This is a genomic window from Nostoc sp. LEGE 12447 (genome assembly GCF_015206985.1).
GTDB lineage: Bacteria > Cyanobacteriota > Cyanobacteriia > Cyanobacteriales > Nostocaceae > Nostoc.
Window position 1 is genome coordinate 26,062 of sequence record NZ_JADEXT010000015.1, and the last position, 25,708, is coordinate 51,769.

The window sequence follows — 25,708 nt, forward strand, 5'->3', positions numbered from 1 at the left end:
GTGAAAAACCTTTTAGGATTAGTAATATTAGGCTGTATTCTCACATCCTCCGTAGCATTGGCAGAGCCATCTCTTATAGTCGTTTTTCCCAAGACAAACTACCAGACGAGTTCCCAAAAAATCTTTTTTCTGGGGACTGCACCACCGGATGGTGAGGTTTTGATCAATAGTAAGCCAATTAACCGCAGCAAAGCTGGTCATTTTTCCCCTAGTTTTCCCTTGCAGTTGGGAGAGAATCTTTTTACTGTGCGTCGCCAGAATCAAGAACTTAAGATTAAGGTGATAAGGGTTAACACTAGCCCTGAACTACCACAGGGGGTAGCCTTTGCTAAAGATTCCTTGACTCCCGCCGCTGATATTGCCAGACTACCAGGAGAACTAATTTGTTTTAGCGCGTTAGCGAACCTTCCCGAAGGGGTCGCACCCCCTAACGCCAATGTCTCTGTAACCCTGGCTAATCAAACGATTACCCTTTTACCTCAACCTCAACAGGCACAACTACCAAGTAATTTGGCAGCTCTGACAGGGCAAAATCAGCCTTATGCCCAGTCTAGCGTAGGCAATTATAAAGGTTGCACCACAGTGGCAACAGCCGCCGATCTGGGAAAACCTCAGTTTCAACTAACACTCAATGGCAAGACGATAACTCAACCAGGGACTGGTAAAATTCAAATCCTCTCAAGAGCAGAGTTGCCGGTTTCTGAGGTTACAGTAGAGTCAGGCGTTGCTCGCACTGGCCCAAGCACCGATTATTCTCGACTCACACCACTGCCTAAAGGCACACGCGCAACAGTAACAGGTAAGGAAGGTGAATGGTTGCGCCTAGACTATGGCGCTTGGATTAATAGTCAGGAAACTCGCATTCTACCTGGTGCAATTCCGCCACAAACAATAATTCGCAGTGTCGGATACCGTCAACTCCCTGGTGCGACAGAGATATTTTTCCCCTTACAAGTTCCCGTACCTGTGAGCGTACAACAAAGTGAGAAAGCTCTCGCTCTCACTCTCTACAATACTACTGCCCAAACGGACATTATTCGCCTGGATGATGACCCTCTAATTTCTCGGCTAGATTGGCAACAGGAGGCTCCAGAACAAGTAAAATACACCTTTAACCTCAAAAAAGCTCAACAGTGGGGATATAAGCTGAGATACGACGGTACAACCCTGGTTTTAGCTTTGCGTCATCCGCCTAATATTGGGAACACAAGACGCAAGCCTTTAGCTAATCTCAAGATTGTACTCGATCCAGGGCATGGCGGTAAAGAATCTGGTGCCAGTGGCCCAACTGGATATTTAGAAAAAGATGTGAATTTGGTGGTATCTAAGTTGCTGCGGGACGATTTGGTGAAGCGAGGAGCAACGGTAGTGATGACGCGGGAGGACGATAAGGAAGTTTCTCTAGCAGAACGTCAGGCAATTATTAGTAAAGAAGAACCTGAGATCGCTATTTCCATACATCATAACTCCTTACCCGATGACGGTGATGCTGAAAAAACCAAGGGATTCGCCGCTTTTTGGTATCAACCCCAAGCCCACAGCCTGGCAATATTTTTACAGACCTATGTTGTTAAAAAACTCGGCAAACCTTCTTATGGTGTGTTTTGGGACAACCTAGCGCTGACACGCCCAGCAGCTGCGCCATCGGTGTTACTGGAATTGGGTTTTATGAGCAATCCCGATGAATTTGAGCAGGTAGTGAACCCAAAAGAACAGAAGAAAATGGCTGATGCGATCGCTCAGGGGATTACTGAGTGGTTTCGGAGTGTTCGATAGATCGGGAGTTAAACTTACGAGCTATAGCAATTTTATTTCTTATGCCAAACGAAAGATTGTAGAGGCAATTCATGAATTGCCCCTACAAAGTTTTGGCTATTATTTGCATAAGTCCTAGATTTGTGAAAATTCGCCGTATTCAGATCGCCAACTTCGTGAAAGTTGTCAGCGATTTAACTTTTCAGTGCTTCTACCATGCCAGAACAACTTTGATTGCGGGTAAAAATATATCAAATCTTATATTTTGAAACCGTATGTATTTTAAAATCGGCGGTATGGTAGGAGCGATCGCTATCTTATTGAGCAATGGTAGTGCGATCGCCGGAGGTGTTGGCGCAGCGATCGCTGAAGGCGTTGACTCAGCGATCGCCCAAGATGCACAAAGATATATTACTGTGGGGCATGATAAATTAGGGAACAGCGTAGCTTTAGATACAAAAACTATTAAGGGTACAACGTACAAACTTTACGGTATGTACGGAGATGGCATCTTCGAGACTACATTTGATGCATCATGTTCCGAATCGCGGCTTTTTCGGAATCACATTGCCATTTACAGTTCAGAGGGACAGCTACTTCAAGAGGATAAGGAGAAAGGAGAAATACCTTTTGTCGCCAATTCTTCACCAGGCAAAGGAATGAAAATTGTTTGTCAAAAGATTGGGGCCCTTGGTTGGTAGGTTAGTAGGGAATGCCCCATGCCCAATGCCCCATTCTCCATTCCCAATTCCAGTAGAAAATACTAAGGACAAAACAACGTGTCACGCGTATCTCGTCCTGTGGTTGGATTAGTCCCTTTGGCAAGTTTGCACAATTTTTTTTGCTCATCCGAACGCAGCAGCGTATCGGTAAAATCTGCCCCGTCAATGATTGCGCCATCAAATCTGGCGTTAGCAGCAAAAGCACCCTCTAACAGTGCATTTGTCAAATTTGCCCTAACTAAACGAGCCGAGTCTAAAGTGGAATTTCTCAAGTCAGCTGCCTCTAAATTTGCAGACTCCAAATTTGCTGCAAAGAAACTGACACCGTTCAAATTAGCATGGCTGAAGTTGCTCTGGCGAAGATTAGCTTTGGTAAAGCTGGAATCTGTTAAATCACGTCCTGAAAAATCAGCCTCGACCAAAATCTCTTTATTATATTCGAGTGCCAAAGCTGTTGGAGCAAAACCGAGCGTTGCGGTGATGCCAATTATTCCCCACAAGAATAAGCTGAGTATATTTGTCCAAAAGTGATAGTCTGTCTGACGCTTCAACCCGAATTGTGTTCGGGATGAGTCGAGTTTAGAACCTGCTGTGCGTAGGCATAGCCCGCCGCAGGCATCGCTTAATCTAGAATTCATAGAATTTATGATATTTTTCGTCAATGGCTAAACTTCCTCCATCTCATTATCCAGATATTGGTCATTTAGGAGAAGACCTAGTTGCCCAATGGTTGCAATCTACAGGTTGGATAATTCTGCATCGTCGCTTTTCTAGCCGTTATGGAGAAATCGATATTATTGCTCAACATCATGGACAAACTGGGGAAAAACTCCATACTCAACACTCCTTACGGGCTAAACACCCCGCTACCGCTAACAGCACTCAGCACTCATTATTGGCATTTGTTGAAGTCAAAACCCGCAGTTCAGGGAATTGGGATGCAGGGGGAAGAAGCGCCATCACCCCACAAAAGCAAGCAAAAATCTCACGGACAGCTGGAATATTCTTAGCCCAGTACCCTGAAAAGGCGGATTATTCTTGCCGATTTGATGTTGCTATTGTCTACTGTCAAAGGATATCAAAAAATCAGACTGCGGTTATCGCAACTCAGGAAGCTCTTGCTACTTCATCAACAGCCGAATATAAGTTTAAGCTGCAAGAATACATTCTGGCAGCTTTCGACTCTTCAATTGATAATGGTTAATTGGTAATGGATAAAATATCTTAATTACCAATAATTATGTACTGGCGTTACAACCAAACGGTATTACGCCAAAGTTTCTGGACAGTAGCCTAAGCCCCTGACAAACTGTTGCCGGAAAGCTTCGATTTCGTCTCTCTCTGGACTACCATGAGAAACGATCGCTACCTGATAGCGACGCATCACGTCCACAGGGCATTGTCCCGCTTCTAAACTCCAAAGTGCCATTTGCACCCTCATTGGTGGCTCATAGCTAATTCCTAATTCATTTAGAAAAGCCCGAAAGTCGCCATCTTCTTGGGGCGAGACTTGACCTCTGAGTTTGATCCTAACCACCCAGCCATCAATTTGATGAATTACGGTGACGAACGAAACTGGTGTCTGGGGTCTAGCGTGCAGGTGTTGAACGACCCTCAGGGTTAGACTGGCATTCGCCAGATAGTACAAGTATTCCATGTTTGTTGGTGCTTGGGATCAAAGCCAATCCTACATATCTATATTCGTCAATCAGTGCCTGTTCCCGGTAGGGTAAAAGCCCCCGTTTTTAGATGGGGAGGTTTACCCAGTTTTTATGTTAATTTTTCCGTGTTACTTAATAGTAACAATCTTATAGCCTCGCGACAAAATTGGGCAAAGATGCCTTAAAGTTCCAATATAAGGGAAAGCTAAAAACAGCTTTTTGTCAGAGAGTATAAATACTAAATAAAGCAAAAACTAGTACAAGCCAAGTTGAAAGATACATCTAGCCCCAAAGAAAAAAATTTTGAATTAGATTGCTCGGTAGCAGGCTATGACTACACACTACCTCCAGAACTCATTGCCCAAAACCCAGCAGTTCCTAGAGATAGTTCCCGGTTACTGGTAGTTAATTCTCCCACTACAGGCACTGAAACAGAAGCATCTCACCATATTTTCCATGATTTGCCTGCACTGCTACGCTCTGGTGATTTGTTGGTCATGAACAATACAAGAGTTATTCCAGCTCGGCTTTATGGTCATAAAACCACTGGTGCTAAAATCCAGGTGTTGCTGTTGGAAGAACGGCAGTATAACTGTTGGTTAGCTTTAGTTAAGCCAGGAAAAAGCTTCAAACAGGGAACGAAGATTATTTTTGAAGCAAAGCAAGCGGGGACTGGGGGTTGGGGATTAGAGATTGGGGATTGGGAAGATTCTTCCCTAGTCCCTAGTCCCCAGTCCCCAGTTCCCAGTCCCAAACTCACGGCTACAGTTTTAGAAACAGATGCAGCAACTGGGGGGCGTTTGTTGCAATTTGATGTGCCAGAAGGAAAGCCTTTGGTGCAATTGTTAGAGGTATTTGGTGAAGTACCGCTACCACCCTACATTACTACCTCCTCAGCTGCTGATGAGCAGTATCAGACAGTTTATGCCGAACAGCCAGGAGCGATCGCAGCACCTACAGCAGGATTACACTTTACCCCAGAATTATTACAAAAGCTGCGCGATCGCAATATCAATCAAGCTTTTGTCACGCTACACGTTGGTGTCGGCACTTTTCGCCCTGTGGAAGTGGAAGACGTAACTACCCACCAGATGCATGAAGAATGGATTGAAGTCCCCGCCGCCACAGTAGAGCAAATTCGCGCCACTAAAGCTGCTGGCGGTCGAATTATTGCTGTGGGAACAACGGCAGTCAGGGCTTTGGAAGGGGCGGCTAAATCTGGGAATTTACAACCATTTTGCGGTAAAACAGACTTGTTTATTTATCCCGGCTACCAGTGGCGGGTGGTGGATGGTTTGATTACCAATTTTCACCTACCACGTTCTAGTTTGCTGATGTTGGTAAGTGCGCTAATTGGCAGACAACGGCTATTGAATATATACAACGAAGCGATCGCTTTTGAGTATCGTTTCTATTCCTTTGGTGATGCTATGCTAATTTTGCCGGAAGCCATAAGAGTTCTGAGTCAAGCATGAGGGCAATGTTCCCTGTTCCCTGTTACCTATTCCCTACCTGACTTTGCACGTTATGTGGAAAAGTCCACGAAAAACCTAACCCCCTAACCCCCTTCCCGATGCGGGAAGGGGGAAATTCAAAGTCTCTCTCCTAATAGGAGAGAGATTTAGAGAGAGGTTTTCCAGATGCTGTGAAAAGTCAGATTCCCTACCTACCTACGCAAATACGTTAAGTAATCAAACCGGATTCCTATAGGAGTAATTTTATGCGTGACTTCATAATAAAATTGGTCAAAACTATCATCCAGATAATGAATGCTCCGATGCTCATATTGTTTATCGTCACTACAAAGAAAGAAGTGATTCTTGTGGATGTAAGACGATGGTCAAAGATAGTTGAGCTAGTTGATACTTCTGACTGGGTTAACTTGCTATATTTGCTTTATAAATATCCCGAATTCAGAAGTCTTTACTATTACAGAATTAAAAAAGGTAACTTTCTAGGATTGGTACTGATGCATATTATAAAATTCTTTTATAAAGAATGTCCAAGTCTATTTTTATATTGCGATAATATTGGTTCTGGACTATTTATTCAACATGGCTTTAGTACTATAGTAAATGCAAGAAGCATTGGTGATAATTGCTGGATTAATCAACAGGTGACAATAGGATACAGCAGTAAAAATAATTTTCCGACAATTGGCAACAATGTAATCATAAGTTCAGGTGCAAAAGTGATTGGCAACGTCACTATAAATGATAATGTGATAGTAGGAGCAAATGCAGTTGTAGTCAAAGATGTTCCCAGTAATTGTGTTGTTGTCGGTGTTCCAGCTTATATAATCAAGAGAGATGGCGTGAAAGTAAAAGAGCAGTTGATTTAAATTTGTTTATTAACAGATTATAAAACCTATAGAATATCGCACTAATTACGGTATGCAGAGCAACTGAACAAGGAGAAGGGTGTTTTTACAAAAGTCGGATGCTCCCAAAGTGAGAAATTCTTAATTTTTTGATTTGCAATTTTTCATGCTGTGGTGGGTACTCTGACTTATAAAGATATGAGCATAAGTACATCTATGTCACTCCTGTCTAGAAAAAGTCAAACTCAGCCCTGGTTACACTTCTTATTTCACCAAAACTCTGTTCAGAAAAAGCCCCTGTTCAGACTTCTGTTTGCTTTCTCTGCGTTTTTGGTCTTAGCTGCACCAACAATTACTAATTTTCCAGGAAGCAAGCTGCTAGCAGAAACCGCAATTTCTCAGGATCTTGAAGCAGCTAGCTTTTTCCAACAGGGAGTCACGCGCTATAACCGCAAAGACTTACAGGGTGCAGAATATGCCTTTCGTCAGGCGTTGCAGCGAGATCCTAGCCTTGGGGCTGCGCTAAATTATCTGGGTAATATATTCATGGAGCAAAATCGCCTAGATGTAGCTTTACAAGAATATACAGAGGCGATTAGGATTAATCCTAATTTTAGTGAAGCTTATTACAACTTAGGGTTAGTGCTGCATCGTCAGGGACAAAAAGATGCTGCGATTACGGCTTATCGTCAAAGCCTGGTGATAGATCCCACAAAGGTAGCAGCGCTGTATAATCTGGGATTGGTTCTGTATGAACAAGGACAGCTACCGGAAGCGATCGCAACATACCAACAAGCAATTAATTTAGATAGCAGCAATGCCAACGCTTATTTTAACTTAGCGATCGCCTTGCAACAACAAGGTCAAACAGAGCAAGCGATCGCAACTTATCGTCAAGCCTTGCAAGTAGATCCTCAAAATGCCACAGCTTATAACAACATGGCAAATTTACTAGCAATCCAAGGCCAAGCTTCTGAGGCTATTTCTGTTTATCGGCAAGCTATTCGCCTAAATCCTAAAAACGCCTCAGCTTACTATAATTTGGGAGTCACTTTATATAATCAAGGCGACATCAAGAAAGCTAATGGAGTTTTGAAACGTGCCCATACTGAGTATCGTGAGCGAGGGAACATTGAGCAAGCTCAGAAAATAGAACAACTAATGCAACAAATTGCCCAGAAAATTCAGCCACAACAGCCTCAAGCCAGTCAAACAGCTACTCCTTCTGAGGCTTCAGACAACACAAGTAATGTAATACAAACACCTGAGCCACAAACGTCAAATCAACTAGAAAACCCTGTCTCAGTTGAACAACAATCTACTTCAACGAGTTCCGGACAATAAAAAAATCAGAGTTAGAAATAAATTAATAACTTCTAACTCTGCCAATTTTAGATTTTGAGTAGTAATTTTGGTGTGCTTACAGTGCAACTTGGATTGAAGGAAAAATCTTAAATCTAAAATTGAATGACTTATAAATTTTTTAAATCGGCAAACGATTGATATCTTTATTGCAACCAATAACAACCATTGCTGAACCACGCTCTAAACGCTTAGTGGGGTCAGGATTAATAATAAATTTACCATCCTGGCTCACTGCTAGCAAATTTAAACCGTAGCGGTTACGAAGTTGAAGCTCAGTGATTGTTTTGTCGTGAAATTCATCAGGCACAATCAACTCTACAATACTGTTATCTGGGTCTAGGTCAAACCGATCTAAGATTGCTGGTTTGGTAAGTGTACGTGCTAAGGCACAGCCCGCTTCATATTCAGGAAAAACAACATGATCTGCTCCGACTCGCCGCAACAGTTTACTATGAACTTCACTAGAAGCTTTGGCAACTACGTGGGGTACACCAGCCTCTTTCACATTTAGAGTGGTTATAATGCTTTCCTGAACGTAGTTGCCAATCGCTACAATTACAGTATCAAATTCAAAAATTCCAGCTTCTTTGAGTGCGGCTGGTTCTGTAGAGTCTAGTTGCAAGGCATGATCAACTATTCCCTCAGTTAATGCTTCTGAAACTCGTTTTTCATCAATATCTGTTGCTAGCACTTGATAGCCAAAATTGTGCAGTGTAAAACAGACAGACCTACCAAAGCGACCTAACCCAATTACAGCAAATTGCTGATTATCTTTACGTAAACTGCGAAAAAAACTTAATGATGACAGATTCACCTTTGTTATCCTTATTATGGCTCCCTGTATTTAGGGCAAAAAACACTCATACAGCTTGAATTAAAAATTTTATTTTTTGCCTTCAATGTATATTTTATCAGTTTGGTCAGTAGTTATAAGTTAGGAGTTAGGAGTTAGCAATTATTATTCTCCCTCATCTGCCCTACTTACAGCATATTTCAGGTAAATGAAGTACATGGGTAGGGGCACAACATGTTGTGCCCCTACGATTATCTCTACCTCATGCCTGTTGCAATCTGCTGTATTATCCTACGAGTAAATTTTCTTCAGGATAGTGAATTCTGGTAGGGCGTGGATCTCCTAGTACAGCAGACATCAAAAGTAAAATACCTACTCGTCCAACGTACATCGTCACAATTAAGATGAGCTTTGCTGCTGTAGAAATACTTGCTGTAATGCCTGTAGAAAGCCCTACAGTGGCGAAGGCTGATACCACTTCAAACAAAATTTGAATAAAATCTAATTTTGGATCTGTGAGGCTGATTAAAATCGTAGCTAAAATCACGGTTGCTATTGAACCCACCAACACACCCACAGCTTTCAAAATTAAAGATATTGCTATTTTGCGATCGTACAATAAAACTTCTTCTTTCCCCTGGAGAATAGCTTTAGTGCAACTGGTTAAGACTCTCAAGGTTGTTGTTTTCAGTCCTCCTCCAGTACCACCTGGACTTGCACCAATAAACATCAGCGCAATCGTAATAAATAGACCAGCTGTGGTCATTTTGCCAATATCGATGGTATTAAAACCAGCAGTTCTGGGAGTAACAGATTGAAACCAAGCTACTAATATCTGGTCACGTAAACTTAGATCGCCAAATGTTTCAGGGTTTCTGATCTCTATACAGAAAAAAGCAACTAGCCCTAGTAATAATAATATCAAGGTTGTACTGGTTGCAACTTTAAAGTCGAGAGAAAATCTTTGGGTTTTAATAGATTTTTTGAAAATGTGATCGCGGAACCAAAAGTACATTTCCAAAATTACTTGATACCCAATTCCCCCAAATATAATTAGTATTGTAATGGTGAAGACTACTAAAAAGGATGACTGATAACCAATTAAGTTATCTTTAAATAAACTAAAACCAGCATTATTCCAAGCATTAATACTATGAAAAATTGCTAACCAAAGTCCCTTACTCCATCCATACTCAGGAACAAAAGCTGGTAGAAGTAAAAATATACCTGTAATTTCAAAAATTAAAGTGGTGGCAATAATTGAACGGATAACTTGGGCGCTACCACTCATCCCCGGTCGGTCTAAAGCTTGTTGAATCGCTATTTTTTGCCGCATATCAAACCTACGACCAATGAGCAAAATCAGAAACGTGGTAGTTGTCATGTAGCCCAAACCGCCAATCTGAACTAATAGCGTAATAAACAACTGGCCCCAAAAGGAAAAATAAGTACCAGGATCAACTACTGATAAACCTGTGACACAAACTGCGGATGTCGAGGTGAATAATGCCACAATCAGGTCATTCCACGTACCATTGCTAGTCGAGAAAGGCATCATCAACAGAATAGTACCTACAGTGATGACAGTTAGAAAACCCAAACAAATTGTGCGAGCAACAGTCATAATTAATTGAAAATTTCAAATTAAAAAACTCAATCATGCTAGGCATCCCGGAAGCATCCGGTATGCAAACGACAGCGAAGGCAGCTTATTAAGGTAAAATCAGTAAAATTTTCCAGGGAAGAGAAACCGGAGTTTATGATCCCTGCAAACCAAAAGACCCTATTTTAATTAAAAACACACATGGTAGCCTAATGTGTATGTTTTTTTAATTCGGCTTTGTCTTAACACAGCTTTTTTCATGAGCGCAACACTTTACCAGCAAATTCAGCAATTTTACGATGCTTCCTCCGGTCTGTGGGAACAGATTTGGGGCGAACACATGCACCACGGCTATTACGGTGCTGATGGTACCCAGAAAAAAGACCGTCGTCAGGCTCAAATTGATTTAATCGAAGAACTGCTGAATTGGGCAGGGGTACAAGCCGCTGACAATATCCTAGATGTGGGTTGTGGCATTGGCGGCAGTTCTTTATACCTCGCACAAAAGTTTAATGCTAAGGCTACAGGGATTACACTGAGTCCTGTACAAGCCGCGAGAGCAACGGAACGCGCAATGGAGGCTAATTTGAGCCTAAGAACACAATTCCAAGTCGCAAATGCTCAAGCAATGCCCTTTGCTGACGATTCTTTTGACTTGGTTTGGTCGCTAGAAAGCGGTGAACACATGCCAGATAAAACCAAGTTTCTCCAAGAGTGCTATCGAGTATTGAAGCCTGGCGGTAAGTTAATTATGGTGACTTGGTGTCATCGACCAACTGATGAATCCCCACTAACGCCTGATGAGGAAAAGCATTTGCAGGATATTTATCGAGTTTATTGCTTGCCTTATGTGATTTCTTTGCCAGAGTATGAAGCGATCGCACACCAGCTACCATTACATAATATTCGCACTACTGATTGGTCAACTGCTGTCGCCCCCTTTTGGAATGTGGTAATTGATTCTGCATTCACTCCCCAAGCGCTTTGGGGTTTACTAAATGCTGGTTGGACTACCATCCAAGGGGCATTATCTCTGGGATTAATGCGTCGCGGTTATGAGCGTGGGTTAATTCGATTTGGCTTATTGTGCGGCAATAAGTAGAATTCCACTTCAGCAAAAAGATGTAATCTAGGAGCATTGAAGTAGATGTTCCTAGTGATACATTCTTATACTTAATACAAGATTTAGAGCGATCGCAGCAGGTATGATTCAGAAAGTTTAGCGATCGCAAATCTTGTAAATTCTCATGCAGATATCGGGGAAACCTTCTAAAATTAAGTTTCTTATTGTTAAATTGCTGAAATGCCACTCGAACTGCAAAACCTCACAGGCGGTTACACCACAGTACCAATTGTTCAAGACATTAACCTCACTCTACAAACAGGAGAATGGTTGAGTTTAGTTGGTGCTAATGGTTCAGGTAAATCTACTTTATTAAAATTGCTGAGTCGTATTCTTTCCCCACAGCAAGGAACAGTTCTACTTGATGGCAAAGCAATTCACTCTCAACCCCCAAATTTGGTTGCCCAGAAACTCGCATTATTACCGCAACAACAAACCGTTCCCGTAGGCTTAACAGTGCGACAATTAGTAAGTTTAGGACGCACGCCACATCAATCTTGGTGGCAATGGGAGTTAAACACCCAAGATTGGATAAAAGTAGAAGCTGCAATTAAAAAGACGCAACTAGAAGAATTGAGCGATCGCTTAGTTGAAGAACTTTCCGGTGGTGAAAGGCAACGCGCTTTTTTAGCTTTAGCACTAGCGCAAGAACCAAAAGTTTTACTATTAGATGAACCTACAACTTTTTTAGATATCAACTATCAATTACAATTATTAGAACTACTAAAAAATCTGAATCAACAGCAAGAATTAACTATTGTTACCGTTCTACACGAACTGAATCTAGCGGCACGATATAGTTCTCGCATTGCTTTATTAAAACAAGGTCATCTTTGGGAAGTTGGCAAACCTGAAGAAGTTCTGACACCAAGTGCGATCGCTCAAGTATTTGGTGTGGAATCTGTAATTATTCACACACCTGTGGGTTTACAAGTTTGTGCAATTTCTGCTGTGTCGTCATGACTCAATTACTTTTCTGATGCAAGTCAGCCAAATGTACCCTTGAAAAATGCCTTCTTTATCTGAAATATTTATCGACGGATTAACTTATCAATAACTTTGTTATTGTCACCAATTGGTTGGTCAAAATTGAAAGCTTTATTAACAATAACTTGCTTGGGTAATTGAGCGCCATTTTGGACATATATTCCTGGCAATACACTCACTTTAAACTCTTTAATCTCTTTAACCTCTTTAGATTCATTCACTAGACTTACTTTAAGCTCATGAAGAACTCGCTGCTGTTCTTTGACAATTTGGGTTAGTTCGTTTAGTTGCTGAGTATGTAAGTCATCCAATTTTTCATGGAGAAGTTCAATATTTTGTCCAGCCCTTAAATTCACCTGATGATCAATTTCGGAGTTTTTCCGATCAGTATCAGACTGGCGATTTTGACTCATCAAGACGATGGGTGCTGTGTAGGCTGAGGCAAATGAAAACACTAAATTAAGCATCATGAACGGTGATTCATCCCAGTGGGGAACCCCAGGCATTAAGTTGATACCAACCCATCCGGCTAAAACGGTGCTTTGCCCAATGAGAAATCCCCAAGAACCCACTTGCGCTGCAAATTTATCAGCAAGGCGTTGTCCGCGAGTCAGTTCTTGAGTGGAAGTGTTTTGGACTGCTGGTTGTATCTCCACAATTTGAGGTTTTTGAACTACTTTGGCATCAACATTCTTAGACGATACTTTTTTGAATGGATTCATGTTGCACCTCTTGGCGTTATTTCTGTCTGTGTTTATCCTGATGACTTTTAATCTACGCTGGTTAAACGATAGGAGCAAATATTGTTATTTTTCAAAACGATAGAAAAAAGTGATGGTAAACAGAAAACTACCTTCAGATATTTAGGTGTGGAGGCAGCGATCGCATTCCAGCCTATGTAGTAACAATGAATGTTGAAATACTACATAATAAATATAGAAGGTTCTAGATAGCACAACTCTTTACTTGGTTCGTGAGTCAGGCAAATCATGCAACTACATAAATTTGACAACATTCAGGAATTTTGGGACTGCACTCAGGCTTACTTACTTCAGCATCAGGTAGAAAATAATGTATTGCTCAATATCTTGCATACCTTGTTGCATAACCCAGAACATTATCTGGGTAAGCCTTATTTAGCAATTGTCCAAACAAGTGGCGAGATTCTGGCTGTTGCCATCCGCACCCCACCCAGAAAATTGATCCTATCCAAAGCCCAGAATATTGATGCTCTGCGGTTGATTGCTCAAGATTTGCGTCAAGAAAAACTGCCAGGAAGCATGGGACTGGCAACTGAAGCAGAAATATTCTCGCAAACTTGGCAAACGCTGACAGGACAATTCTATCAACGGTCGATGGTAATGAAAATTTACCAATTAACGGCAGTGCAAAGAGTCTCAACGACCAGAGGATATCTCAGACTGGCAACTGAAAGCGATCGCTCTCTTTTGCTCGAGTGGCTTTCTGCATTTTTCTCTGAGATAGATGAGGCAGTGAGCGAAGATGTCGAACACCAGGTAGATAATCGGTTGAAACAGCAGAATACTTATTTTTGGGTTGATAGCACTCCAGTTTCAATTGCGTCTAGTAAACAAGTGTTACCTACAATTGGTCGGATCAATTTAGCTTATACACCACCAAAGTATCGTCGCAAAGGATATGCTACTGCCTGTGTCGCAGCGTTAAGCCAAAAACTGCTAGACCAGGGATGCCGCCATTGTTTCCTCATAGCAGATTTAGCCAATCCTACAGCCAATCATATTTATCAAGCGATTGGGTATCGCCCCCTAAGCGATTGGCACGAATACTCATTCACCTCAAAGGAGTAAACATAATAAAGCGATCGCTCCAATTAAATTACTTTCTATGGCAGGATATGTAAACTGCGATCGCACCTCCATCTCCTAAAACACCAGAGTAAGCGCATCTCAAACCCTATTTAAAAAATAATAGGCTATCCAAGTGGGGAAATATCGAGAGGACTGAACACTCATTCTAAGATTTGGTTTCTTGAGTCTGTGCGTCGATAATTACACTCCAGTCATCATTTGTTACAGCAGCTTCAAGTTGACGCTGACGTTCGGCTATACTCGCATCTATTGTTTCTGACTCTTTAGAAAGGGTTGTGTCAGCCATTGCTTTCCGCAGCTTTAGCTTTTTCTCTTCGTAGGCTTGACGTTCCACCTCTGACATTACCGCCTTTGCAGCTTCGCCTACTGTACTAGCCCACATTTCGCTTTCGGACGCATTACCAGGTGGTGTGGTTTCGAGTTCTGCTATCCACGCATCTCGCAAATCTTCCATTTCTTGACGCTTGGGGAACTTGAATGCTTGCACGCGCACAAAAGCACACTTTTCCTGACCATTTTGGGTTACATGACTATTTAAGGAAAGCAACACATTCCGAGAATAGCCAATGTACTGCACGCGGCGTTCTGCATCTAAAACTGAGTAAACACCTGCAATTTTAGCATTCTGAGCAGATGCACTCCAAGTCTCAAGACCAATGATTTCAGTACCATTGTTTGCCAGCTCAGGGGTTATACTCACCTCAATGGCAGTGTGTTCGTCATCGGAACTATACAAAAATTCATGTAGCCCACGGTGGTTTATGGGGACATTTTGATGTTCAATTGGCGGGTTGTGCTGGGTTTCCATCGTAGTTGATCTCTGAGTTATTAATTAGCGACGCAAGCAAATATATGCCTTTAGAATATTGAAGCTTAAATCTACTCACATGCCCAAATTCTTGCTGACAAAGCGAAAACAACTATTAGACCTTATATGAATCAATTGACACCTAAAAATTGGATATTCATCAAACAGCGACTTACCCCCTATTTATTTTTACTACCCGCCTTGGTTCTTTTGGGGTTAACAGTCTTTTTGCCTGCGCTGCAAGCGTTTTACCTCAGCTTTACTAGCTATGAAGATATCGCCCAGCCGCCACAATGGATAGGTTTAGCTAACTTTCTTAAACTTTGGAAGGATGCAGTTTTTTGGAAAACCTTAGAAAATACTTTTTTATATCTTGTGGGCGTAGTCCCAATTTTAGTAATTGCTCCCTTATTGCTGGCAATTTTGGTAAATCAGAAACTGCGGGGGATGAATTGGTTTAGAGCAGCCTACTACACCCCAGTAGTAATTTCAATGGTGGTTGCAGGAATAGCTTGGAAATGGCTGTATGCAGAAAACGGATTACTGAATCAGTTCTTAAAAACTTTGGGGCTTTTTCCAGAAGGTATTCCTTGGCTAACTAGCCCAGCGAAAATTTTTGGTATTATACCAATTTCTCTTGCCAGCGTTATGGCTGTCACCGTGTGGAAGGGACTAGGCTACTACATGGTGATTTACTTAGCGGGGTTGCAATCAATTCCTGCTGATGTATACGAAGCTGCTGCGATCGATGGTTCCGATGGTATCAGCAAACATTGGGATATTACCATACCTTTGATGAAGCCATATTTAGCATTAGTAGCGGTGATTTCAGCTATTTCTGCAACCAAAGTTTTTGAAGAAGTATACATTATGACCCAAGGGGGCCCACTCAGTAGCTCAAAAACGATTGTTTATTACCTATATGAGCAAGCTTTTAGTAACTTAGAAATCAGCTACGCTTGCACAATTGGTTTAGTGCTATTTTTGATAATTTTAGGGTTATCAATTTTGCGATTAGTTATCAATCAAGAGGGTGGAGATAATATCACAATCTGAATATTTATTTAATTTCAGAAATATTGAGAACTGATACAAAAATTTGCATTCTTAGTTACCAGTGCTTGAGGGCATTGCTTGTTGCGTAATTTTAAGCTTTTATGCGGCTTAATTGTAATGTAAGTAAGTTAGTACAATAAAAAAAATAATTTAAAACCGGGTTTGATACTCCACTACTGCACGACTATCATCAGTTAAATTAGTGGAAGCACGCACACGAAATTCATCGTTTATCCGGTAATTAACACCCCATTGGAAGGGATCATTTGTTGTCAAAATCTTAATACTGGAAACAGAGATTTTGGTAGAAATATCGACCCCAGCCTCGGCTGCTAATTCCAAAGTTGAACTACTTCTTCCAGCTTCGGGATTCTCAGAAATAACGGTAGGGAATATCCGCAGTTCACTTAAACCAAAGGTACTCCCAATCTGGTTAAAAGCAGACTGAAAATTATTGAACACAGCCGAACCTGCAATGTTAATCAGTCCCAAAGTACTGTCACCACGTCCTTGGGTGTCTACAAATCCACCTCCTAAAAGAGCAACAATTTCGGTTTGACTACGTGACGGACTACTTGTTAATTCTAAATTTTCATTGAGTTTGCTGGCTAGACCGTTGATAGTGGCTTCGACTCGAACACTCTCTAAGGCTGATAAACCTGTGGAATTCACTTTACCGAAGTCATTACTTTGAGTTACGTCCAGAACTTTGGCAAATAGGCGAATATCTAAGTTGGGGTCGCGGGGTTCAGAGGGACTAAAAGTTGCGGTGTGTTTATAGCCACGAGCAAGATTAAATTGGGTAGTAAATAAATTCACCCCTCCTTGTTCTAACTGGATAGTACCATCGGGTACGGGCTGATTGATCGAGCCGTTAACGATGAGATTACCAGTGGCGCGGAAGTTGAGAATAGGGGGACGAGTAATTTGGACATTTTTACCGAGTTCTAAATCTAGATTATTAAATCTAGCGATACCTGACGGCAAGCCTTGAGCCAACGCATTTCCCTTGCCATTCCCAATTTCCGCTTTACTCTGCTTGTTATCTTTTGTGGGTGATACACCGAGACTACTATTTGCAGATGAAGTCGCATCGGTAGATTCTGCCAGCAATACCTGACCGTCAAATAAACTTACTTTACCGCCAATCGCTGGGTTAAGGGCAGAACCAGTAATCTGCAAATTGCCGCTAGCGCCTCCTTGGTAAAGTCCCTTGAGATTCAATGCCAGCTGATCGAGATTAACAGTTAGGGGATTGGTGATACTCACGTTCTGATTGTTGAAAATGGGAATTTCTCCAGCAGCCTCAACCTTCCCACGGCTAAATCTACCCTGAAGATTTTCTACTAAGATACTGTCAAAATTAAACAGCACTTTACCTGTGACACGTCTCAGCTTACCTGGCAATGCCTGGGCTGAAAAAGTAGCATTATTAACAGTAGCAATTCCATCTACTTGGGGTTTTTGCAATGTTCCGCGTACTTTAAGGTCTACTTCTCCTTCACCTTTTTCAAAAACTACTTGATTCGTCAATGCGTTTAACAGTCCCAATCCCTCGTTTTCTAATTTCACATCCAAATTGATTTGCTCACTGTCTGGTGCTACCGAAGCAAAAGGCAATTTATAAGGGATACTGCCAGTAATATCAACAGGTTTTGGCCCTGCAACTGCTACAGTACTACCAAAGTTTAAGCGTCCGTTGGCATAGCTGAAACTTGCCCTTGCTGATTCTATTGCTTTTTGATTCAATAATCCTTCTGTGATTTGCAATTCCCCTCTAGCTTGGGGATTAGCAATGCTACCTGCTAAAGCTGCTGTACCATTAAGATTACCTGTAATTCCAACTGGCAGTTTTACAAAATTATTCAGTAGTTGCACCGGAAAATTATTCACCCGTAACTGGCCAGATTGTTCATCACCACCAACGTTACCCGTAAAGGCAACCAACCTGTTTTGAGATTCGATTCGTAAAGGTCGCAAACTCAAAACACCATTTTCAAAGTTGCCTTCGGCAATCACTTTGTCAGCAGTATAATAACGATTTCGTTCTTCCTTTTTACCCCAAGCAAAGTTTTGTCCATTCAAATTAAAATCCACTGATAATCCATTGGCTGTAGCTGTATTTAAAGCAACTTCCCCGTTGAAAGTCCCCTTTAAGTCTGCCAAATCTGGTATTGGAGTGGAGTTAAGTCGCTGTTCTTGCTGTTCTGCTACCAAAGTTTCAATTTCAGAAAACCGTTGGATTTGGGTTAATAAGGGTTGATTTGGTACTCCTTGGGGGGTAGTGTTTAGATCCTCTGCTGTGCCGTAGATTGCTGCTGAACCACCTGGCAAATTTTGTAAATCAAATATCTGTGTTAAAGCTACAACATCTTGGATCTCTCCTTGGCTGACGTTGAGTTTACCTTGTAGTTGAGGCCCTTTAGAGCTTTGGGCAAACGTACCGACAAGCGCGTAGCTACTTTTACCTTTGACAAATTCGCTGTTGGTAAGTGTGCCTTTCCCATCACTGTAGCGGAATTGAGCAGCTATTCGATCGCCGCGAAGCCAGCCAATGTGCGGATTAGCGATCGCTAAATTCCCCGTTGTTGCCAATGTCTGCTGATTAAACAGCAAATCCCCAGTTAACAACCCAGCTATCTTACCAGCGCCTAATCGAGTAATTGGTGGCGGAGTCAAATTCAATATTTGTAAGGGGAAATTTGCAACTTTTAGCGCCCAGTCATTCCCTTGAATATTACCTGTGGCTGATGCTTCCTGCCATTTTACTAAGAAGGATTTCGGGCGATTATTGGCATCTAAATTAAAAGATAGGCGATCGCGATTACCCGCCAAGTTCAAATTTAAACCGCGTCCCTGTACTGAATCAATGTTTCCAGTTAACAACGGCTCAAAAGCAATATCTTGAACAACTAAGTCTCGTAAATTAATTTGTCCTACCACATTTGGCAAAGGCAGCTTACCAGTTATTTGACCATTAAAATCTACACTCCCCGCCACAGCAACCTGATTAGGAAAATTGATCGGTAACTGTTTTAAGTTATAATTCTGCGCTTGGACGTTGAGATTTAAGGCAGTAATTTCCGGTATACCTGCTTTTTTAGCATTGGCTAATATGTTACCACTCACACTTAAACCGGGAGCAGTTGCTCGCTCAATGGTCAGCCTTTCACCACTCCAAGCGATCGCAGCCGTCAGGGGTTGCTCCAAACCAGGGATACCTTGCGATAATTGTACCTGTCCAGCAGCACGCACATCCGCTAATTTCGATGATCCGACAGCGCCAGCTAATTGTAACTGACCGCCAAATTGGCCCCGCAATTGCTGATTGAATCGATTTAACTCCACGCCGTCAGCATTAACTACAGCTTGATAGCGACCATTAGCCAATTGGATATTAGAAGCTGCGATCGTTCCACCTGCAACATCCAGCCGTCCTTGACCGCTAGCTTGGATAGTTTGCGGTTGGAAGGACTCTACAGAACCCGCCACGTTTGCTTGACCAGTTAACGTCCCTCGTAACTGTGGTGGTACTGCTGCCAACTGCTGCAAAGGTACATTATTTGCCTGAACTTGTGCCTGATACAGACCATTAGCCACTTGGATATTAGAGGCTGTAATAGTCCCACCCGCAACATTTACTCGCGCCTGACCCATAGCTTGGATAGCTTTAGGTTGGAAGGATTCAACAGAACCCGCTACGTTTACTTGACCAGTTAACGTCCCTCTAAATTGCGGTGGTACTGCTGCTAACTGGCGCACAGGTACATTATTTGCCTGAACTTGCGCCTGATAGACACCGTTAGCTAGTTGGATATTAGAGGCCGTAATAGTTCCACCCGCAACATTTACCCGCGCCTGACCACTGGCTTGAATAGTCTGTGGTTTAAAAGAATCAACAGAACCCGCTACATCGAACTGACCAGTTAACGCCCCTTGAAACTGCTTTGGTACTTTTGCCAACTTCTGTATAGGAACATTCTTAGCCTGAACTTGCGCCTGATACACACCATTAGCCACTTGGATATTTTTAGCTGTAACCTTACCACCGCCAATAGCAAGGCTACCCTCACCATTGCCACGGAGCGTTTTCAGGCTGAAATTATCTCTGTCACCTGCGATTTGAAACGTACCCGCCAAAGGATTATTTAAAGCTGGGGGAGACTGTTTCAATATTTGCCCTAACCGCACACCATCAGCTACAAGTTGAGCAGAGAAGCTTTGGTCTTGCAATTGGACATTAGAAACTGCTACTGTGCCGCCACCAATTTGGACTCCTGCACCATCAGTACGAATTGTGGCAATTTTAAATGGTGCAGTGTTGCCTGAGAGGATGAGACGACCATTGAATTGTGCGTCCGCCAAAGAGATATTTTGTAGTTGACTTTTGTCTACAAAGGGTTCTAATTTTACCCTAGAGGCAACAGCCACAGCTTGCCAACGTTGATCGATATAACTACCAGTTGCCCGGACTGTACCACCACTGACATTAAGAGCTACATTACGGAAAGAGACATTGCGATTTGGAGCGATCGCAACTTCACCAGTTCCAGGATAAGTTCCGTTAGGGGCTTGAAACTGTACCAAAGTTTGGACATTGGTAGGAGCGCCAGTTAATTGGGCTGTAGCTGAGACATTGCCGATTTGGAACGCAGGTGTTGTTTCATAAACTTTTGCGATCGCATCCCCTGGAACATTCTTGGCAGCGAAATTTAAATCCAGTCGCGGCGTTTTACCAAGTTGAATTGTGCCAGCGCCTGTGATATCACCACCAACTTTAGCTTTACCTTGAATATCTTTTAGGGTAATTAAAGAGGAACTAGAACTAGTAACAAGCTCAAATTTACTACTGATGCTATTGAAATCAACTTTATCAATGCGGGCAGTTTGGATTGTGGCAACTGTGCCTGAGATAATTGGCTCTTTAGTTGATCCGGTAATCTGCAAATCTGCTTGTACTTGTCCAGCGATTGGCACAGGTAGTTTTACCTTCAGGGTATCCTGGGCATTAGCCAAACTCACCGCATTTACACGCCCTGCCAATTTAAAGCCTGCTTGAGTGTCGATGATTCCCGTAGCCACTACAGGAATTTTGCCGTAGTTGGTAGTAACATTGTTTAACTGCAACTCCGTTCCCTGAAAACGGAGATTTCCTTGGCTATTGCTCAACAGCTGCGGTACTTTGGGTATTTGAAGTGTTACCCCTTGTACAGCCGCATTGCCATACAATAAAGTCTGTTGCCCTGGTGTCAACCGAATTAACAAGTCGCCATTGGTTCGACCCGCCTGTAAGTTCACTGGTAACTTAATCAACCGAGTAATATCCGCAGCCAGCAAATCTTGTGCGTGCAACTGAAAGTTGCCCGCTAGCACCTTAGAACGTGTCTCTCCCTGAATAGAAATATTGCCACCACTATCTGCTTGCCCACCCACTTCAAACCGGATTAACTGGTTGTTTGCTAAAAGTTGGGCAGAACCGTTAAGTTGAGAAAATGTTACTAGAGAGGTGGTAGACGCAGAAGATATTCCCTCCCCTACTCCCCCAGCTTCCCCTGCTCCCTCTGCCTCCCCAGCTCCCCTTGCGCCCCTTACCTCCCCTGCTCCCTCTGCCTCCCCTCCTCTCTCTTGCGGCATCAATGCCAGCTTGGCATTACGAAACCGCAAGTAGTCCAAATCAGTTTTAATTGCACCGCCTCCACCTGACGACGCGATGCTAGTGGAAATCCAGCGCCCTTGCTCATCCTGCTGAATGTAAATATCTGGGTTGACTAAGGTGACATCAAGTTTGAGGTGGCGATTAAAGATTAGTTGTAACGGGTTAAAACCCACCTCTACAAATTCGACTGTCGCCCGATCTGGATCTGTGGGTGTGGCGGGGATAGTTGAAGCGCCAAACTGCACTCCCGTTAACGAAAATTGTGTGACTTTTCCCAGTTTTACCGGACGGTTGAGTGTAGTAGTCAGACTTTGTTGTGCCAACGGCGTTAACTCTGTTTGGACAAAAGTCCACAACCGCCAAATACCGATGATAACTCCTAACAGTAAAAGTCCACTCAAGGCAATGCTACCCCGACTCAACACCAGCAACCACAGACGCTTGCGGATAGGGGAGGGGGAGTGAATATCTTGATGGGGAGATTTAGTCATTTGCTTTCACTGTATTAATTGCCGGATATCGCTGGCACACACAAGCATTAACTGACACATTGATTCAGTATGCCATTTCCAGGATACGCCAAGTAAAGCAAAGACCTCATTAGTTAAGTTACGGTATTTGCTTGATCCAATACTTATGCTTAATAATTTTGGCGTTTTCAGGAAAATCTGAATAGAGTGAAAATTGTTCTTGTGACTTTCCTTGAGGTACAACCTAGAACTTTAATATGAATAGACCTTAAAAAAGACAGATGATTACACCAATGCGTGTTTTTGTGTTGATTTTTAATGCTCGAACGGAGAATGAGGGGATTCACACGATTCGGGAGGGCGATCGCAATAAAATTCTGATGTTCGAGTCAGAAGACGATGCCACGCGCTTTGCCCTAATGCTGGAAGCTCAGGATTTCCCCGCACCGACACCAGAGCCAATCGATGCTGAGGAAATCAAGGAATTTTGCGAAAGTGCTGGGTATGAATGGGAAATCATCCCAGAAAACAGCAATTTAGTTGTCACTCCCCCAGAACTGAACGTAGAACAAACTGACTGGCAAGCAAACGCCCAGAAGGAGGATACTGTTGAAGACACCTTCCCTCTCAATCAACAGCCACTAGAAGAACCAGAATTATCTGATTCTGAACTAGAGAAGATGCGTCGCAAATTGGAAGGATTGCTTTAATTAGTCATTAGTCATTAGTCATTGGTCATTGGTCACTGGTCATTGGTCGCTAACTGACTAATGACAACGGACAACGGACAAAGGACATAAGGATAAATGACAAACTTGCAAGAACGTGGGCATCTTTTAACCGAGCTGGTAAATCCTAACAGTCTTAACTTAGACCAGCTCAGTTCTCTGGAATTGGTAGAACTGTTTAATAGTGAAGATCAAAAAGCAATTGCAGCGGTTGCAGCGGCGAAAGTTAAGTTGGCTGAAGCGATTGATAGCACCGCAGAGCGTTTGCGTCACGGAGGACGCTTATTTTACATTGGCGCGGGCACAAGTGGTAGGTTAGGGGTGCTAGATGCTGCTGAGTGTCCACCTACTTTTTGTACGCCCCCAGAGTTGGTACAGGGGATTATTGCTGGTGGTGCAGGTGCGCTGGTACGCAGTTCGGAGGATTTAGAAGATAGCATCGAAGATGGTGAGGCTGCGATCGCTGGGCGACACATTACCCAGTTAGATGTAGTCGTCGGTATTACTGCTGGTGGGACAACACCTTATGTCCACGGTGCCATTCATGCAGCTCGTCAACGGGGAGCCAGTACTATTTTTATCGCCTGTGTTCCGGCTGAACAAGTTAGCATTGATGCCGATATTGACATTCGCCTATTGACAGGGCCAGAAATCATCGCTGGTTCAACTCGCCTGAAAGCTGGTACAGTCACGAAGTTAGCTTTAAATATGCTTTCCACAGGAGTAATGGTTAAACTAGGTAAGGTTTATGGTAATCGTATGGTGGATGTGGCAGTAACAAATCAAAAGTTACGCGATCGCGCTTTACGAATATTGCAAGACCTCACAGGCTTAAGTCGGGAAGCTGCTGGTTTTTTATTAGAACGTAGTGGCAAGTGGGTTAAACTAGCATTATTAATGCACTGGACTGGTTTGGAAAAAGAGGATGGCGATCGGCTTCTAGCAGAACACCAAAGTAATCTTAGGGCAGCTGTTATGAGCTATCAAAATCACAACCAATCTTAAAGACATTTTCCTAAATAAATACTCTATAGGTGGCTGCTACTTGTGTGAGCAGCACACCTTTTTTAAAGATAATATTCCCTAAAAAAGCTCGCTTCAATTAACTTGTATTAACAAATGTAAAATTAAATAAATATTTTTAACATTCGTAGGCAATTTTAATAAAGTTAAAAAATCCTCGATATTACTAATCATTTTAAGCAAAAATTCAGAACTTATACGGTTATAATTCTGTATGAAAATTATTAAAATAATCAGTTAATACTGAATGCATCCTAATGATGTTGACTATAGCAAGCTACTTGGTTCGTAAAGTCTACCGATAACAAACTATATAAAATCGGATTTATATATTAACAGTATTTTTGCTATTTCCTCATCATCCCTTGATTTTAATAAACTTGATTTTGACTGCTATATATCCATTTTGATGTGTCTTCTGACCACTATACACTAATGTGGGTTTTTCAATAACTGGCTTTTTAATACAAGGAATAAAATATGACCCACTCGGAACTTATTCTTTCAAATAACTTAGTTAATGAATTTAAAACTTGTACTCAACTGCAATTTAATGGCAAATTAAATATTAAAAGTTCAAAGGGTGGCCAATGGACTTTTTATTATCGCCTGGGACGTATTGTTTGGGCAACAGGGGGCACTCATCCCTTCCGGCGATGGCGTAGGCACATGGCTCAAAACTGTCCTCAGATTGATGTTGATAAATTACTGTTGCGTTCACAAGACGTATCAATAGATTACTGGGATTACCGCCTTTTAGAAATCTTTTATAAAAAACAGAAAATTCAAAGAGAACAGATTCAGTCTATTGCCGAAAGCACCATAGCAGAATTACTATTTGACTTAGCATTGCAAGGAAATTTCGCTTCTATAACTTGCAATCGCAGCCAAGAAGTTATCCTCGAAACACCAATGAGCTTTACGAGTGCAGAAATGTCTGTAAAGCACATGCAAGATTCATGGAAAACTTGGTCAGCCGCTGGTTTAGCAAATTTTTCTCCTAATTTGGCACCGGTTTTGCGGCGACCAGAACAACTCCAGCAGATGGTAAGTCTATCTGTCTACAAAAACTTTTTGAATTTAATCAATGGCAAATTCACTCTCTTAGATTTAGCTGTGAAAATGAAGCAGAGTGTACTACCACTCACCCGTTCGTTGCTTCCTTATATCCTTAAAGGAATCATCGAATTGGTAGAAGTACCTGATATGCCGTTAGTAGTGACTGAGACCAACAATAAGCCTCACACTACACAACCAAAGAAACCGAATGCTCCATTAGTGGCCTGCGTAGATGATAGCCCTCAAGTCTGTAAAATGCTAGAGGATATTATTACTTCCAATGGACTAAGGTTTATTAAAATTCAAGATGCTGTACAAGCACTTCCAACCCTGATTCAAGATAAACCAGACCTAATTTTCTTGGATTTGATTATGCCAGTTGCTAGTGGTTATGAAATCTGCACTCAGTTGCGGCGAATATCAGCCTTTGCCAATACACCAGTGATTATATTAACAGGCAGTGATGGTCTTTTAGATAGAGTTCGTGCCAAAGTAGTCGGTTCTACAGATTTTATTACTAAACCCGTAGCGCCTGACAAGGTAATGAGTATAATACGTAAATATTTACCTACATTGAGTGTTCCCATTGAGAAGAGTAAAGCCAATGTATAGGAATCCGCTTTGATTTCTGTTCGCGCAGCCTGGCGTAGCCATAGTTACTTGCTTTAACTAGTAATAGGCAATAGGCAATAATCAATGCGAAAAGAGCCTTTTTGGATTGCACTAAGT

The 25,708-nt window shown here is 42.2% G+C and carries 20 protein-coding genes; 13 read left to right on the forward strand and 7 right to left on the reverse strand.

The window, feature by feature from the left end; translation table 11 throughout:
* Window positions 1–1,776 carry an N-acetylmuramoyl-L-alanine amidase gene (locus tag IQ274_RS16840; protein ID WP_194142924.1) on the forward strand — a complete coding sequence of 592 codons (1,776 nt, stop codon included), beginning with the start codon at window positions 1–3 and terminating at the stop codon, window positions 1,774–1,776.
* Window positions 1,777–2,030: 254 nt separating this feature from the next.
* Window positions 2,031–2,456: a hypothetical protein gene (locus IQ274_RS16845; RefSeq protein ID WP_163931476.1), complete on the forward strand. Its 426-nt coding sequence runs from the start codon at window positions 2,031–2,033 to the stop codon at window positions 2,454–2,456.
* Window positions 2,457–2,518: 62 nt separating this feature from the next.
* Here IQ274_RS16845 and IQ274_RS16850 read toward each other — a convergent pair whose 3' ends face one another.
* The gene (locus IQ274_RS16850) at window positions 2,519–3,115 is read right to left on the reverse strand and encodes a pentapeptide repeat-containing protein (RefSeq protein ID WP_228058227.1); all 597 of its coding nucleotides are present in this window, start codon (window positions 3,113–3,115) and stop codon (window positions 2,519–2,521) included.
* 23 nt (window positions 3,116–3,138) lie between these two features.
* Here IQ274_RS16850 and IQ274_RS16855 point away from each other — a divergent pair, with 23 nt between their 5' ends.
* The gene (locus IQ274_RS16855; RefSeq protein WP_163931472.1) at window positions 3,139–3,681 is read left to right on the forward strand and encodes a YraN family protein; all 543 of its coding nucleotides are present in this window, start codon (window positions 3,139–3,141) and stop codon (window positions 3,679–3,681) included.
* Between the two features lie 63 nt (window positions 3,682–3,744).
* Here the strand turns inward: IQ274_RS16855 and IQ274_RS16860 are convergent, their stop codons facing one another.
* Complete coding sequence (locus tag IQ274_RS16860) at window positions 3,745–4,134, reverse strand: hypothetical protein (protein ID WP_069068139.1); 390 nt, start codon at window positions 4,132–4,134, stop codon at window positions 3,745–3,747.
* Window positions 4,135–4,407: 273 nt separating this feature from the next.
* Between IQ274_RS16860 and queA the strand changes: the two genes are divergently transcribed.
* The 3 genes from queA (at window position 4,408) to IQ274_RS16875 (ending at window position 7,802) form a co-directional block, all read left to right on the forward strand.
* Entirely contained in the window at window positions 4,408–5,613 is a 1,206-nt protein-coding gene (gene queA, locus IQ274_RS16865; RefSeq protein ID WP_175586791.1) for a tRNA preQ1(34) S-adenosylmethionine ribosyltransferase-isomerase QueA, read from the forward strand.
* 245 nt (window positions 5,614–5,858) lie between these two features.
* Window positions 5,859–6,479, forward strand: coding sequence for a serine O-acetyltransferase (locus tag IQ274_RS16870; RefSeq protein WP_114084080.1), 621 nt, complete (start codon window positions 5,859–5,861; stop codon window positions 6,477–6,479).
* Between the two features lie 195 nt (window positions 6,480–6,674).
* Window positions 6,675–7,802: a tetratricopeptide repeat protein gene (locus IQ274_RS16875; RefSeq protein WP_228058228.1), complete on the forward strand. Its 1,128-nt coding sequence runs from the start codon at window positions 6,675–6,677 to the stop codon at window positions 7,800–7,802.
* A 139-nt stretch (window positions 7,803–7,941) separates the two neighbouring features.
* Here IQ274_RS16875 and IQ274_RS16880 read toward each other — a convergent pair whose 3' ends face one another.
* Window positions 7,942–8,637 carry an NAD-binding protein gene (locus IQ274_RS16880; protein WP_163931462.1) on the reverse strand — a complete coding sequence of 232 codons (696 nt, stop codon included), beginning with the start codon at window positions 8,635–8,637 and terminating at the stop codon, window positions 7,942–7,944.
* A gap of 265 nt (window positions 8,638–8,902) precedes the next feature.
* A complete protein-coding gene (locus IQ274_RS16885; RefSeq protein WP_163931457.1) occupies window positions 8,903–10,240 on the reverse strand; it encodes a TrkH family potassium uptake protein in 1,338 nt (445 codons plus the stop codon).
* Between the two features lie 238 nt (window positions 10,241–10,478).
* Between IQ274_RS16885 and IQ274_RS16890 the strand changes: the two genes are divergently transcribed.
* Both IQ274_RS16890 and IQ274_RS16895 read left to right on the forward strand, forming a co-directional pair.
* Window positions 10,479–11,321, forward strand: coding sequence for a methyltransferase domain-containing protein (locus IQ274_RS16890; RefSeq protein ID WP_163931454.1), 843 nt, complete (start codon window positions 10,479–10,481; stop codon window positions 11,319–11,321).
* Between the two features lie 201 nt (window positions 11,322–11,522).
* Complete coding sequence (locus IQ274_RS16895; RefSeq protein ID WP_194142925.1) at window positions 11,523–12,305, forward strand: ABC transporter ATP-binding protein; 783 nt, start codon at window positions 11,523–11,525, stop codon at window positions 12,303–12,305.
* 68 nt (window positions 12,306–12,373) lie between these two features.
* Here IQ274_RS16895 and IQ274_RS16900 read toward each other — a convergent pair whose 3' ends face one another.
* Window positions 12,374–13,051, reverse strand: a complete 678-nt coding sequence (locus IQ274_RS16900) for a DUF1003 domain-containing protein (protein ID WP_163931447.1) — start codon at window positions 13,049–13,051, stop codon at window positions 12,374–12,376.
* 267 nt (window positions 13,052–13,318) lie between these two features.
* On the opposite strand from IQ274_RS16900, the gene IQ274_RS16905 reads away from it, so the two are divergent.
* Window positions 13,319–14,158: a GNAT family N-acetyltransferase gene (locus IQ274_RS16905; protein WP_163931444.1), complete on the forward strand. Its 840-nt coding sequence runs from the start codon at window positions 13,319–13,321 to the stop codon at window positions 14,156–14,158.
* 166 nt (window positions 14,159–14,324) lie between these two features.
* On the opposite strand, the gene IQ274_RS16910 is transcribed toward IQ274_RS16905, so the two are convergent.
* Window positions 14,325–14,987: a GIY-YIG nuclease family protein gene (locus IQ274_RS16910; protein ID WP_194142926.1), complete on the reverse strand. Its 663-nt coding sequence runs from the start codon at window positions 14,985–14,987 to the stop codon at window positions 14,325–14,327.
* A 126-nt stretch (window positions 14,988–15,113) separates the two neighbouring features.
* Here IQ274_RS16910 and IQ274_RS16915 point away from each other — a divergent pair, with 126 nt between their 5' ends.
* On the forward strand, window positions 15,114–16,043 hold the full coding sequence (locus IQ274_RS16915; RefSeq protein ID WP_163931438.1) for a carbohydrate ABC transporter permease: 930 nt from the start codon (window positions 15,114–15,116) through the stop codon (window positions 16,041–16,043).
* Window positions 16,044–16,193: 150 nt separating this feature from the next.
* Here IQ274_RS16915 and IQ274_RS16920 read toward each other — a convergent pair whose 3' ends face one another.
* Window positions 16,194–22,190, reverse strand: a complete 5,997-nt coding sequence (locus IQ274_RS16920) for a translocation/assembly module TamB domain-containing protein (protein ID WP_194142927.1) — start codon at window positions 22,188–22,190, stop codon at window positions 16,194–16,196.
* 260 nt (window positions 22,191–22,450) lie between these two features.
* Here IQ274_RS16920 and IQ274_RS16925 point away from each other — a divergent pair, with 260 nt between their 5' ends.
* The 3 genes from IQ274_RS16925 to IQ274_RS16935 all read left to right on the forward strand — a co-directional run bounded on the left by IQ274_RS16925 (window position 22,451) and on the right by IQ274_RS16935 (window position 25,591).
* On the forward strand, window positions 22,451–22,879 hold the full coding sequence (locus IQ274_RS16925; RefSeq protein WP_012412248.1) for a DUF3110 domain-containing protein: 429 nt from the start codon (window positions 22,451–22,453) through the stop codon (window positions 22,877–22,879).
* A gap of 96 nt (window positions 22,880–22,975) precedes the next feature.
* Complete coding sequence (gene murQ / locus IQ274_RS16930; RefSeq protein ID WP_194142928.1) at window positions 22,976–23,902, forward strand: N-acetylmuramic acid 6-phosphate etherase; 927 nt, start codon at window positions 22,976–22,978, stop codon at window positions 23,900–23,902.
* Window positions 23,903–24,400: 498 nt separating this feature from the next.
* The gene (locus IQ274_RS16935) at window positions 24,401–25,591 is read left to right on the forward strand and encodes a response regulator (protein ID WP_163934960.1); all 1,191 of its coding nucleotides are present in this window, start codon (window positions 24,401–24,403) and stop codon (window positions 25,589–25,591) included.
* Window positions 25,592–25,708: the final 117 nt, after the last annotated feature.